This is a genomic window from Hylemonella gracilis, from assembly GCF_004328645.1.
Lineage (GTDB): Bacteria > Pseudomonadota > Gammaproteobacteria > Burkholderiales > Burkholderiaceae_C > Hylemonella > Hylemonella gracilis_B.
This window is the reverse complement of record NZ_CP031395.1, coordinates 1,921,577-1,933,179: the sequence shown is the minus strand read 5'-3', so window position 1 is coordinate 1,933,179 and position 11,603 is coordinate 1,921,577. Positions and strand designations below refer to the sequence as shown.

At 66.3% G+C, this 11,603-nt stretch carries 14 protein-coding genes; 4 read left to right on the top strand and 10 right to left on the bottom strand.

Annotated features, from left to right (window positions below):
• The first annotated feature begins 54 nt into the window (after positions 1-54).
• Positions 55-393, top strand: coding sequence for a hypothetical protein (locus tag DW355_RS09170; RefSeq protein WP_131279474.1), 339 nt, complete (start codon positions 55-57; stop codon positions 391-393).
• Between the two features lie 15 nt (positions 394-408).
• Here the strand turns inward: DW355_RS09170 and DW355_RS09165 are convergent, their stop codons facing one another.
• The 3 genes from DW355_RS09165 to DW355_RS09155 form a co-directional block, all read right to left on the bottom strand.
• Positions 409-822: a hypothetical protein gene (locus DW355_RS09165; protein WP_165493161.1), complete on the bottom strand. Its 414-nt coding sequence runs from the start codon at positions 820-822 to the stop codon at positions 409-411.
• 253 nt (positions 823-1,075) lie between these two features.
• Entirely contained in the window at positions 1,076-2,044 is a 969-nt protein-coding gene (locus DW355_RS09160) for a Bug family tripartite tricarboxylate transporter substrate binding protein (protein ID WP_131279470.1), read from the bottom strand.
• Between the two features lie 55 nt (positions 2,045-2,099).
• Positions 2,100-3,158, bottom strand: coding sequence for a CDP-6-deoxy-delta-3,4-glucoseen reductase (locus tag DW355_RS09155; RefSeq protein ID WP_131279468.1), 1,059 nt, complete (start codon positions 3,156-3,158; stop codon positions 2,100-2,102).
• Positions 3,159-3,205: 47 nt separating this feature from the next.
• On the opposite strand from DW355_RS09155, the gene DW355_RS09150 reads away from it, so the two are divergent.
• The gene (locus DW355_RS09150; protein WP_431733155.1) at positions 3,206-4,189 is read left to right on the top strand and encodes an NAD-dependent epimerase/dehydratase family protein; all 984 of its coding nucleotides are present in this window, start codon (positions 3,206-3,208) and stop codon (positions 4,187-4,189) included.
• A gap of 83 nt (positions 4,190-4,272) precedes the next feature.
• On the opposite strand, the gene DW355_RS09145 is transcribed toward DW355_RS09150, so the two are convergent.
• Positions 4,273-5,610, bottom strand: a complete 1,338-nt coding sequence (locus DW355_RS09145) for an MFS transporter (RefSeq protein ID WP_131279463.1) — start codon at positions 5,608-5,610, stop codon at positions 4,273-4,275.
• A 268-nt stretch (positions 5,611-5,878) separates the two neighbouring features.
• Here DW355_RS09145 and DW355_RS09140 point away from each other — a divergent pair, with 268 nt between their 5' ends.
• On the top strand, positions 5,879-6,244 hold the full coding sequence (locus tag DW355_RS09140; protein ID WP_131279461.1) for an ArsR/SmtB family transcription factor: 366 nt from the start codon (positions 5,879-5,881) through the stop codon (positions 6,242-6,244).
• Entirely contained in the window at positions 6,222-6,734 is a 513-nt protein-coding gene (locus DW355_RS09135; protein WP_207388002.1) for an SRPBCC family protein, read from the top strand. Before DW355_RS09140 ends, DW355_RS09135 begins: the two co-directional genes overlap by 23 nt.
• Positions 6,735-6,800: 66 nt before the next feature.
• Here the strand turns inward: DW355_RS09135 and DW355_RS09130 are convergent, their stop codons facing one another.
• The 6 genes from DW355_RS09130 to DW355_RS09105 form a co-directional block, all read right to left on the bottom strand.
• Positions 6,801-7,403: a fumarate hydratase C-terminal domain-containing protein gene (locus tag DW355_RS09130; RefSeq protein ID WP_131279459.1), complete on the bottom strand. Its 603-nt coding sequence runs from the start codon at positions 7,401-7,403 to the stop codon at positions 6,801-6,803.
• 10 nt (positions 7,404-7,413) lie between these two features.
• The gene (locus tag DW355_RS09125; RefSeq protein WP_131279457.1) at positions 7,414-8,292 is read right to left on the bottom strand and encodes a fumarate hydratase; all 879 of its coding nucleotides are present in this window, start codon (positions 8,290-8,292) and stop codon (positions 7,414-7,416) included.
• Between the two features lie 62 nt (positions 8,293-8,354).
• Entirely contained in the window at positions 8,355-9,221 is an 867-nt protein-coding gene (locus DW355_RS09120) for a hypothetical protein (protein WP_131279455.1), read from the bottom strand.
• Entirely contained in the window at positions 9,218-9,973 is a 756-nt protein-coding gene (locus tag DW355_RS09115; RefSeq protein ID WP_131279453.1) for an HpcH/HpaI aldolase family protein, read from the bottom strand. Before DW355_RS09115 ends, DW355_RS09120 begins: the two co-directional genes overlap by 4 nt.
• Positions 9,970-10,632 (bottom strand): flavin reductase family protein, encoded by a 663-nt coding sequence (locus tag DW355_RS09110; protein WP_131279451.1) that lies wholly within the window; start codon positions 10,630-10,632, stop codon positions 9,970-9,972. Before DW355_RS09110 ends, DW355_RS09115 begins: the two co-directional genes overlap by 4 nt.
• Positions 10,629-11,597: an amidohydrolase family protein gene (locus tag DW355_RS09105; protein ID WP_131279449.1), complete on the bottom strand. Its 969-nt coding sequence runs from the start codon at positions 11,595-11,597 to the stop codon at positions 10,629-10,631. The genes DW355_RS09110 and DW355_RS09105 overlap by 4 nt, the downstream gene beginning before the upstream one ends.
• Positions 11,598-11,603: the final 6 nt, after the last annotated feature.

Below are 11,603 nucleotides of genomic sequence, written 5' to 3'. Positions count from 1 at the left end.
GCGCTTGGATTTCTACGATGAAGCCCTCACCCACTCACTCCACGAGGTGCTTTCATGACCGCTGCGCTTGCCGAATTCATCGAACTAGAACCGGGCCAGACCTTGCGCATACCCGTCAGCCCGGGATTCGCCTTGCGCGTCGTGGAAGGCAGCGTCCGGGTGATGTCGCCGCCCTCATGGCTGGGCGGCATGGTGTTCAACGTAGAGGCCACGGTGCACACGGAGGACGTGCACGTGGTGGAGCGCGGTGGCTGGATCGAGATCGTGGCGCTCTCCCCTGCGCAGGTGCAGGGCTTGCTGCAGTCGCAGCCGATGATCTACCTGAACCCTATGTTCCCGGGGCGGTGGGTCCAGTCCCTGACTGGCGTGCTGGCGGCGCTGCACATCAGGTGATTGCAATACCGCCCGTCATCTGCACTCTGCACTGCCAGTATTTAGATTGCGCTCAATCACGCGACCATAGTCTTTCCAGATGCCAATATTGACTGAATAGACAATGACTTGCGATTTTGCATTGACCCCATTGATTTCTACTTGCAGGAGAGTAGATCTGTCACCCATATTGTTATTGCGTACCGTAATCTCTCCAGAACTTATGTCGGTATATAGATTGCCTTGAACATTGTTTGTCGACATAAGAAAACCACCATTGACGCATTTATCGAGGAACTGAAATACCTGACGATAGGTCGCCTGATAACCCGCTGCTGACGAGAATTCGTAGCGCGGCGCCGAGGCCTTGAGCTCAGCAACAGTGGTCGGGAAGCAGGAAGCCAAGAGGGTGCAGAGAGCAACAAGAAAAATGCGAGCGGCTATTCTCAAGATCCCACGCGATATAGAAGGAGCAGGCAAAAATGCGGAATAAGTTGACTGACAACGCATTACGTCTATCCTCAAACTAGCTAGTAGTACCTTGATTTATACCTTAAAGCATCGCGCAGACCAGCATTCTCGGCCTAGAACAGATGCCGTGCCTGGCCTTGCCGCCTGTGGACAGCAGGCACGATGCACTCTCTCAGCCCCAGCTTTCGCTTACTCAACTCTTACGAAAAACGAGCGAGCAGCCAGCGTTCCCTCAGTCCACCCTAGCCCCGGACGCCTTGACCATCGACTCGTACTTTGCCAACTCGGCTTTCATTAAGGCGCCGAAGGCCTCGGGCGTAGTGGGCACGGGTTCGGCCATCAACGAGGCGAACCGCTCATGTGTTTCCGGTGTGTTCAAGGCCGTGACAAAGGCCTTGTTCAGCCTCGCCACCACGTCCTTGGGCATGCCAGCAGGTGCCACCAGCCCCCACCAGGTGTCCACCGCGAAACCCTTGAGCGTTTCGGCCACGGCGGGCACATCCGGCAAGGCAGGACTGCGCTTGATCGAGGTCACCGCCAGCGCCTTGAGCTTGCCCGCGCGGATGTTGACCGCCGCGGTGGCCAGGTTGTCGAAGTTGAAATCCACCTGGCCGCTGAGCAGGGCCAGTTGCGCCGGATTGGCGCCATTGAAGGGCACATGCAGGGCATTGATGCCTGCCCGCGACTTGAACAACTCACCCGCCAGATGCCCGGCGCTGCCGTTGCCGCCGCTACCGTAGTTGAGCTTGCCGGGGTTGGCCTCGGCGTAGGCAATCAGATCCTGCAGGCTGTTGATGTTCAACTTCTGCGCAGTGTTGGCATTCATCACCAGCACATTCGGCACGCGCACCATCTGCGTGATGGGCGAGAAATCCGTCGCGGCGTTATACGGCATCTTGCTGAACAGCCAAGGGTTGACGGCGTGCGTGGCCGTCGCCGCCAGTCCGATGGTCAGGCCATCCGGAGCCGCCTTGGCGACGGCATCCGTGCCGATGTTGCCCCCCGCGCCAGGCTTGTTGTCGATGATGACCGTGCCCAGCGTGTCCTTCACGCGCTCCGCCAGAAAGCGCGCCGTGATGTCCAGCGGGCCGCCGGGTGCGTAAGGAACGACGAGGCGGATGGGCTTGTCCTGTGCGCTGGCGGGAAGCTGGGCCAGGCCGAGGACGACCAGGGCCAGCATGGGCAGAATGCGGCGTTTCATGTGTGTCTCCTTGTTGGTATTGCTACAAGCATTTGTGGTTCCGGCCAGCACGGCGCTACGCGCCATGCTTGTCTGCCTCGCTGGTGAAGGAATCGGCGAAGAATTCTTCCTCGGGGAGGCCGGCTTTCACGTAATCGCGCTGGGCCGACTCGACCACGATGGGCGCGCCGCAGGCGTAGACCTGGTGGCCCGACAGATTGGGGATGTCTTGCAGCACGGCGGCGTGGACGAAACCGCTCCGGCCGGTCCAGCCGTCTTCGGGCAAGGCATCAGAGGCCACGGGCACGTACTTCAGGTTAGGCATCTCCGCGACCTTCTGCACGACCCAGTCGTTCAGATAGAAATCCTGCGGGCGGCGGCCGCCCCAGTACAGGGTGGCGGGTCGTGTGATGCCTTTGTGCTGTATCTGCTCGATCAAAGCCTTGATGGGCGCGAAGCCCGTGCCCGAGGCCAGCAGCACCAGGGGCTTGTCGCTGTCCTCGCGCAGGGAGAAGCTGCCGAAGGGGCCTTCGGCGCGCAGGATTTCCTTTTCTTTCATCGCGCCAAACACGTGGTCGGTGAACTTACCGCCCGGCATGTGGCGGATGTGCAGTTCCATCATCGCGCCCACGGGCGGGGTGGCGTCCGGCTGGCCTGCGCGGGTGTGGGGCGCGGTGGCCATGGAGTAGCTGCGGCGCGAGCCGTCACGCAGCAGGAAGTCCACGTACTGGCCGGCGTGGTACTGGAAGCCGTCGTTGGCCGGCAGTTGCAGCACGATGCGCATCACGTCGGACGAGAGCCGTTCCAGCGTGCTCACACGCACCGGCAACTTCTTGATGGGGAAGGCGCCCGCCTCCACCACTTGGCGCGATTCGAGCACCACATCGCTGTGCGGCACGCCGCAGCAGGTCAGCACCAGGCCCGCGGCTTCTTCCTCGGGGCTCAGGGCCTTGGCTTGGTGGACACCATGCACCACCGTGCCGGAAAGCTTCTTGCTCTTGCAGGAACCGCAGGCGCCGTCGCGGCAGCCATAGGGCAGGCCGATGCCCGCCCGGATGCCAGCGGCCAGAATCGCCTCGCCCGGCTCCACGCCAAAACTGCGCCCGCTCGGCTGCACCGTGACTTGGTATGTCATGCTCTCTTTATCCTTGCTCGGTTCCAGAAGAAAACTGCGTTGAACCCATGATTTTGCCAGTCCCCCGGCGCCGCGCCGGACCACCCCTGCCCCGGTCCGGTCGCCCTGCCCTCCGCCCTGCCCTGCCCATGCGTTTCAGGCGCACCCGCCTGCTGATCGTGGGCTGTGGCGACGTGGGCCTGCGGGCCGCGGCCGCCCTGCCAGCCCGGGTGCGCGTGCTGGCCCTGAGCTCCAGCCCCGCGCGCTACCCGGAACTGCGCGCGCGCGGCATTGCCCCCCTGGCCGGCAACCTGGACCAGCCAACCAGCCTGCGCCGCCTCGCCAGCCTGGCGCCGCGCGTGCTGCACCTGGCCCCGCCGCCCGGCCAGGGCGAAGGCGATCCGCGCACCCGCGCCCTGCTACGGGCCTTGGCGCGCGGCAGCGCCCAAAGTCCTGGAGCAGGCTTCGGTTACGGCATCGCCCTGGTCTACGGTTCGACCAGCGGCGTGTACGGCGACTGCGCGGGCGCCTTGATCGACGAAACCCGCACGCCGCGCCCGTTGTCGGCGCGCGCGCGCCGGCGGGTGGCGGCGGAACGAATGCTGCGCGACTGGGGCCGCCACGGTGCACAGCGCCGGGTGAGCATCCTGCGCATCCCCGGCATCTACGCGCCAGACCGCCCCGGCGGCACCCCGCGTGAACGCCTGCTCGCCGGCACGCCCACGCTGCGCGCCGAGGACGACGTGTACACCAGCCACATCCATGCGGACGACCTGGCGCGCGCCTGCCTGGCCGCGCTCTGGCGTGGCCGCGCGCACCGCATCTACCACGCCAGCGACGACACGCGGCTGAAGCTGGGCGACTACCTCGACCTCGCGGCCGAGCGCTACGGCCTGCCGAGCGCCCCGCGCCTCACGCGCGCGCAGGCCGAGCAGGCGCTAACGCCGGAGCGCATGAGTTTTCTGCGTGAATCCCGCCAGTTGGACAACCGGCGCTTGAAACAGGAATTGCGCCTGCGCCTGCGCCACCCCACGGTGGTCCAGGGACTCTGATCCGCGGTCCGAGGCAGGAACAACGGCGGACGGTGTATGGCCGCCGCTCAGCCCAGCCCTACAGAGGCTGGGCTGGGCGTGACTCAGACCCGGTTCAGGTCCAGATCGCGCGTCTCACGCGAGGCAGCGAGCGCGGCCAGGGTCAGCAGGCAGTTCGCGGCAAGGTACAGGCCCACCCCCGACAGGCCGTGGCTGGCATTGATCTGCAGGGCCACCAGGGTCGGCACCGAGGCCCCGACGATGGAGGCCAGGTTGTAGGCCAGCGAGGCGCCGGAGTAACGCACCTCGGTCGGGAACAGCTCGGGCAGCAGCGCCGCCATGGGGCCAAAGGTCGCGCCCATCAGCACGAAACCCACGCAGACGAAGGCCAGCAAAGACCCCGGCGTGGCGCCGGCCAACATATAAGGCATGGACAAGCCGAAAGCCGCAATGGCCAAGGTCACGAGAATCAACCATTTGCGACGCCCCATGCGGTCGGCCAGCACGCCGCCCAGGCTGGTGCAGAGACCGAACACCACCGCGCCGATCAACAGGATGCCGGTGAAGGTGTTGGCCGGAATGCCCAGGCCCAGCGCGTGCCCAGCCGCGGACACGGCCGCCGGGCTCTTGGAATACACCTGCACGAAGGCCGTCATCAAATAGAACAGCACATAGGTGGTGGTCATGATCAGGGTGCCCCGCAGCAGCGCCAGCCCGTGCTTGCTGAACACCACGCCCACCGGCGCATGCACTTTGCGGCCGGCTTCCTCGGCCTGGCGGAACACGCGGCTCTCATGCAGGTTCAGGCGCACGTACAGGCCCACGCCCACCAGCACGATGGACAGCAGGAAGGGGATGCGCCAGCCCCACTCGACCATGGCCTCCACGCCCAGCCAGGCGCTGACCAGGAAGAACACGCCATTGGCCGCGAACAGGCCGATGGGCGCACCCAGCTGCGGGAAGCTGCCGAACCAGCCGCGCTGGCCCTGGGGCGCGTTCTCGGTCGCGACCAGGGCCGCACCGCCCCATTCACCGCCCAGGCCGATGCCCTGGCCGATGCGGAAGATGCACAGCAGCACCGGCGCCCACAGGCCGATGCTGTCGTAGGTCGGCAGCAGGCCGATGGCCACCGTGGACAGACCCATGGTCAGCAGCGAAGCCACCAGGGTCTGCTTGCGGCCCAGCTTGTCGCCGAAGTGGCCGAACAGCGCCGAGCCGAAGGGCCGCGCCAGGAAAGCCAGCGCCAGCGTGGACAGCGAGGCCAGCATGGCGATCGAATCGTTGCCCTTGGGGAAGAACTGGGAGTTGAAGACCAGCACCGCGGCGGCGGCGTAGATGTAGTAATCGTAGAACTCGATGGCCGTGCCCACGAGCGAGGCAATGGCGACTTGGCGCGGCGTGTTGGCGGGTGCCGACGCAGCGGGAGAGGCAGAAGCAGACATGGGAGAAATGACGAAAGAAAGGGGCGAGAAAAACAAGGAGCAGCGGGAACCGGCCTCAGCCCGGGTAGGTGCGGTGTGCGGTCAAGAGGACCCGACATCGTGTGTCGGGCCGATGGACCGCAAAAACGACCAGTTCGACAAGCTGGAAAACACCTTGGCGGCCGTCGTGCACGGACGCCCTGCTTGAATCTTCAAGCATTTCGAGGTCGCGCCAGTGTAAACCCTAGGTCTCTTGCGTCTTGCTTGATTCTCCGCAATACTGAACAAAATGGTTCAGTATCAATCCAACCGCATCACCGCCTCGTTCGCCGCGCTCTCGGACGCCACCCGCCGGGGCGTCCTGGAGCAGCTCGGGCATTCGGACGCGTCCATCACGGACCTGGCCGACAAGTTCCACCTCACCCTCACGGGCATGAAGAAGCACGTGAACGTGCTGGAACAGGCGGGCTTTGTCATCACGGAAAAGGTCGGACGCGTGCGGACCTGCAAGCTCGGCCTGCGCCGGCTGGAAGAAGAAGCGGCCTGGATCGCGCGCTACCACCAACTCTGGGCCGCACGCTTTAACGCGCTGGACGACGTCATCGAGGAACTGAAACACCAGGAGCAATTCCATGAACGCAAGCAAAAAAAGTGAGACCACCCCCATGAAGAACCGCACCACGGTAGAACGGAAGTCCGAGCGCGAGGTCGTCGTCACGCGCACATTCAACGCCCCGGCGCGCCTCGTGTTCGAGGCCTGGACCCGGCCCGAGCTCTTCCAGCGTTGGTGGGTCCCGAAGTCCATGGGCATGACCTTGCTTTCCTGCGCCATGGATGTGCGCGTCGGCGGCCAGTACCGTCTTGAGTTCAGCTTCCAGGGCGCGCAGGCGGTGTTCTTCGGCACCTACCAGGAAGTGACACCCCCTTCGCGCCTGGTCTGGACCAACGAAGAAAGCGAAGACGGCGCCGTCACCACGGTGACCTTCGAGGAAAAGGATGGACAGACGCTGCTCGTCATGCACGAGCTCTATCCCTCGAAGGAAGCACTTGACGCAGCCGGTACGGGCGCGTCGGAAGCGCTGGTCGAGACCTTCGGCCAGCTGGACGAGTTGCTCCCAACCCTGGGCGCACGCGCGGTACGTTGACGCCATCGCCGATCTCGCGGTCGGCTTCGCTATCCGCGTCGTTGACCCCAGGCGCGGTCTCGGCCCTCAGGGCAGGACTTGCGCGGCCCGCTCTTGCCGCAACCGCGCCATGGCCCGCGCCCGCAACTGTTCATAGAGGCTGTTGCCGTGCGCGTCGATGGCCACGGTGGCGGGGCCGAGTTCCTGTACCTCCAACGTGAGCAGGCGGAACTGCGCAATCTCTTCGGGCCAGTGCACGGACACGACCCGTCGGATCGCCTGCGAGAGCAAGGCGCAGCCGCCGCCCAGGAAAGACAGGTAGGCGCAACCCTGACGCTGCAGGGCCTGCACGCTGGCCTCGTCCAGGCCGCCCTTGCCGCCCACCAGACGCAGGCCCGCGCCTTCCACCAGGCGCGGCATGTAGGCGTTGTAGCGGGTGCTGGTGGTCGGGTTGAGATAGAGCGCTTCCTGCCCGCCGTCCGGGCGCTCACGGTTGTAGCAGCTCAGGTGCATGAAAGCACCATCGCGCAGGTCCACGGGCAAAGGCTTACCTGCGTCCAGCAGCTCAACCATGCGCCGATGCGTGGGCAGGCCGATGCTCATGGTCACGCAACCGCTGAGCACGACCATTTCGCCCAGTTCCAGGCCTTCGACGTCGGCACGCGTCAGCGGCAGGGTCAGGTGTTTCATGTCGGGCCCCTCATTCGATGCGCTCCACCCGGCCGTCGTGGTGGATGCGCGCGCGCGTGCGGCGATTGATCCAGCAGTTCAGGCTCACGACCACCGGCACGAAGCCGTGCGAAGCCGCGTAGTCCACATGCACCGCCATCGCGGTGGTGTCGCCGCCCGTGCCCATGGGGCCGAAGCCCATCGTGTTGATGGCGCGCAGCAGGCGCTCCTCCATGTCCGCCAGCATCGGATCAGGGTTCACGCCGCCCTTTTCACCCACAGGACGCAGCACGGCGTCCTTGGCCAGACGCGCGGCGTAGTCCAGGGTGCCGCCGATGCCCACGCCGACGACGATGGGCGGGCAGGCCTGCGAACCGGCGTTCAGCACGGTGTCGAGCACGTAGGCCTCGATGTCCTGCGCCGTGGGGTAGACGAAATTGGTCGAAGCCTCCCAGCGGCCTGTGCCCATGGCCTTGGGCGCGCAGATGATGTCCACGTAGTCCGCGTCGTCGATCACGTCGAAGATGACGATGGGCATGTCCTTGCCCGCATGGCCGCGCACGTGCGTGAGCGGGTGTGTCACCATCTTGAGGAGGGGCGGGTCACTGCGCGCGACCATGCGCGCGAAACCGTCCACGATGGCCTGGCGCACCGGGCCTTCGAACTGCACGCGCGTGCCGATCTTCACGCTGTAGGTCGGAATGCCGACGTCGGAACACACCAGGCCACCCGTCTCGTGCGCCGCATCCGCGCTCTTGAGCATGATGGTCAGCGTCTTGCGGCCGGTGTCGTTCGTCTCGCGCGGCACGGCCGCGGCCAGCGCCGCGTGGGTGTCGTCCGGGATCTTCTTGAGCGACCACTCGTAAAGGTCGGCGGTGAGTTGGGTGATTTGCTCGGAGGTAATGGCCATGGTGTCGTAGTCCCGAGTGCCGATGCGCTCCGGCCGCTCCCGCCCCCGCGCTGAAAACTGCTTCAGGCCGCCGGCAGCGGGTAGTCCTGCTCGTTGGCCACCTTGCCCGGCTTGCTGGCGAAGTCCATCCTCGGCGGCGCGAAGATGTCCAGCAGCCAGGCACCGCCGTCGTTTAGGTTGCGGCTGGTGTGGACCACCTTGGGCGGAATCACCGTCAGCGAAGGGCTGCCCACCTCGATGTGCTCGTCCTCGCGCCAGGCGGTCATGTCAGGCACCCAGGGGTAGCGCATGTGGTGCATCCACTGGCCGCGCAGCGCGAGCGAACCCTGCTCGAAGTCGGCATGCGAATGCGGGCTGAGCTTGCGCACGTCGCGCGCCACCAAACGCGGCGTCATGATGTTGAGCATGAGGTTGGTGCAGCGGAAGATGCGCATATTGCTGTCGGCCTGCGTGTGCTGCGCCAGCGGGTAGCTGCGCAGCTTGAAGCCATCTGCGGGCGTGGGCCACGGCACCAGCAGTGCCACGTCGGGTGTGGCCTCGGCGTAGTCCGCCGCATTTCCGGCCAGGGCCATCAGGTCCTGCGCCCGATGCGAAAACAGGCGCACCACCTGCCCCGGGCCCTGCAGCACCAGCTCGCTGTCACCGGGCGGCACGATGGTCAGGGACTCGGGCCCGGCCTGCAGCGTCTGCCCGCCGGCGCGGAAGGTGGCGCCGCTTTCGGACAGGAAGACCATGTACTCATCAGGCTGGCCCTGGCGCGCCAGGCGTGCGCCGGCCTGAGCGTCGGTCACCGTGACGACGAAGTTGGCGCCGCGTGCCACCCAGGTGGGCGCGGTCGCGTGTGCGATCTGGGGCGCTTCGTCGTGCCAGCGCGCGACCGAGGCGGGGCGAAGGGGGGAAGCGGAAGCGGCGGGAGTGGGGATGCTCATGACGAAGTCTCCGGAGAACGGGCCCGGGCCGTCGCCTGCGCCGCCTGGCGCAACAACGATTGGTCCGAACCCTGGATGAACCAGCTCACGCCCAGAGCGCGGTATTTCTCGCGCTCGGCCGTGCTGCCGACGAACATGCCGGCGGTCTTGCCGGCGGCCAGGGCCGCGCGGATCACGCCTTGCGTGGCCTCGCTCACGCGCGGGTCCTGCGCGTTGTCCAGGCCCATGGACAGCGCCAGGTCGGCGCGACCGATGAAGAGCACGTCCACGCCCGGCACGGCGGCGATCTGCGCGGCCTGTTCCACGGCGGCCACGCTCTCGATCTGGCAGGCCACGATGCTGAGGTCGCCATGCGCGATGGCCTGCTTCATGCCCCGCGCGCCGTAACCGGCCGCGCGCGGTGAACTGGAATAACCCCGGTCGCCACCCACGTAGCGGCAGTGCGCCACCGCCTCACGCGCGTCTTGCGCGCTGTCCACGTGCGGCACCAGCACGCCGGCCGCGCCCAGGTCCAGCGCGGACAGCAGGCAGGCGGCCGTGTGTTCCGCCACGCGCACGAACAGCGGCAGTCCTGCGGCGCGGCCCGCGAGCAAGGAGAGGTCCAACGCGGCGCGGTCATACGGCGCGTGCTCGGCGTCGAGCACGGCGAAATCCAGACCGCTGTCGCCCAGGATCTCGATGACCTGGGGCGATGTCGTTTTGACGAAGGTGCCGACGTGGTGGTCCGCGCCGAGAGGAAGTGTGTAGCTCATGCCTGGCTCTGGCTGGTTGAAGACTCGGGTTCACCCGGCGGGCGCTGCAAGGCCGGGCGATGGAAGGTTTCGCCCAGGGCCGCGTACCAGGGGCCACCCAGGCGCGCGATGGGTCGCAGCTTCACGCTGTCCACATGGCGGCCGTCGTACACGGCGTCGGACAGATGGAAGGCCAGCACTTCGCCGATGTAGAGGGTGTTCAGGCCGCGGCCCAAGGCCACGGCTTGATCCAGCTTGCATTCCAGATGGATGGGCGAGGCGGCGATGCGCGGCACCGGCGTGGCAACACCCGGCAGCAAGGCGATGCCCAGGGCCTCGGGCTCGCTGACTTCGGGCGGGTAGTCCGCGCCACAGCGGTGCAGGGTCTCCATCGTGTCTTCGGTGGCCACGTTGACGCAGAACCAGCCGCTGTCGCGGATGTTGCGCGCGGTGTCCTTCAACTCCCCCAGCCGGGTGCCGATGTTGACCGCCACCATGGGCGGGCTGTGGGCCACGTAGTTGTAGGAACTGAAGGGCGCGGCGTTGACGCGCCCATCGCGGTCGATGGTCGTGATCCAGGCCACCGGGCGCGGCACCACCACGCCGCAGATCAGGCGGTAGGCCGTGGCCGTGTCCATGCCTTCGGCGGACACGGTGGTGTAGCGGTGTGGCGCCATCATGAACCGGCCTTGCTTCCCTTCCCACCCGCGTTCACGTGCCCGCCCTTGACGAACACGCGCCGGCCGGTGTCGTGCCAGACCGCGCGCTGCTCCGCCGGCGTCAGCAGGTCGGAGGCGTCGATCATGCGCTGCACCATGTCCTTGTAGGTGCCAGACGAGGTGCCGATGTCAGAACCCCACATCACATGGTCGGCACCGAACAGGTCCACCGCACGGCGCAGCACCTGCTTGGCCGGGTAGCCTTCCTCGCGGCAGTGGTCGAGGTTGATCGAGGTGAACTTGAAGAAGATGCGCTCGCGGCCGGCCAGGGTTTCCCAGCGTTCGTCCAAGCCGAAATGTTCACCATCGTGCAATTCCGGCTCCAGCAGGTGGTCCAGCACGATGCGCGCGTTCGGGTAACGCTCCGACAGTTCGATGATGGCCGGGATCGACGGCCCGCCCCCGCCCTGCGCCAGCACTTCCAGGTCCATCACCAGACCGGCCTCGTTGATGACCTCCCAGCTCTTGAGCGCCTGCGGCGAATTGAGCCAGGGCATGCTGCCGTCGGGCTTGCGCCCACCGAAGAGGCGCAGGCCGGCCAGGCCGTGGTCACGCACCCAGCGCCGCACCAGCTCGGGCGTACCCGGGTCCTCCGCGTCGAGAATCACCACCGCCGAAAAGATGTCCGGGTGAGCGTCAGAGGAGTCGAGGATGTAGCTGTTGTCGTAGCGGTAGACCATGCGCTTTTGCACGGCCACCGCGCCGTCGACGTTTTCCTCGCGCATCCAGCGCAGCATGGGTTCAGCGTCGGGCACCTCGTTGATCGGGTTCGGGCCGTGGTGGCCACCGGGCCGACCGATCACGCCCGGCGGGCGGTAGGGCGCATCCGCGGCGCGCTGCATGGGATTGCGCGGGTAACGGGTCTGGTCGTGCGCGACCAGGTGGGCGTGGGAGTCGAACAGCAGGGGGCGTTGGGAAGCACTCATCTCGTC

Bases quoted from the DNA above. Each gene is read 5' to 3' on its own strand.
- DW355_RS09125 (WP_131279457.1), bottom strand. From the start codon at position 8,292: ATGGCCATTACCTCCGAGCAAATCACCCAACTCACCGCCGACCTTTAC.
- DW355_RS09145 (WP_131279463.1), bottom strand. From the start codon at position 5,610: ATGTCTGCTTCTGCCTCTCCCGCTGCGTCGGCACCCGCCAACACGCCG.
- DW355_RS09105 (WP_131279449.1), bottom strand. From the start codon at position 11,597: ATGAGTGCTTCCCAACGCCCCCTGCTGTTCGACTCCCACGCCCACCTG.
- DW355_RS09135 (WP_207388002.1), top strand. From the start codon at position 6,222: ATGAACGCAAGCAAAAAAAGTGAGACCACCCCCATGAAGAACCGCACC.
- DW355_RS09150 (WP_431733155.1), top strand. From the start codon at position 3,206: ATGATTTTGCCAGTCCCCCGGCGCCGCGCCGGACCACCCCTGCCCCGG.
- DW355_RS09115 (WP_131279453.1), bottom strand. From the start codon at position 9,973: ATGAGCTACACACTTCCTCTCGGCGCGGACCACCACGTCGGCACCTTC.
- DW355_RS09120 (WP_131279455.1), bottom strand. From the start codon at position 9,221: ATGAGCATCCCCACTCCCGCCGCTTCCGCTTCCCCCCTTCGCCCCGCC.
- DW355_RS09155 (WP_131279468.1), bottom strand. From the start codon at position 3,158: ATGACATACCAAGTCACGGTGCAGCCGAGCGGGCGCAGTTTTGGCGTG.
- DW355_RS09130 (WP_131279459.1), bottom strand. From the start codon at position 7,403: ATGAAACACCTGACCCTGCCGCTGACGCGTGCCGACGTCGAAGGCCTG.
- DW355_RS09160 (WP_131279470.1), bottom strand. From the start codon at position 2,044: ATGAAACGCCGCATTCTGCCCATGCTGGCCCTGGTCGTCCTCGGCCTG.
- DW355_RS09170 (WP_131279474.1), top strand. From the start codon at position 55: ATGACCGCTGCGCTTGCCGAATTCATCGAACTAGAACCGGGCCAGACC.
- DW355_RS09140 (WP_131279461.1), top strand. From the start codon at position 5,879: ATGGTTCAGTATCAATCCAACCGCATCACCGCCTCGTTCGCCGCGCTC.
- DW355_RS09110 (WP_131279451.1), bottom strand. From the start codon at position 10,632: ATGATGGCGCCACACCGCTACACCACCGTGTCCGCCGAAGGCATGGAC.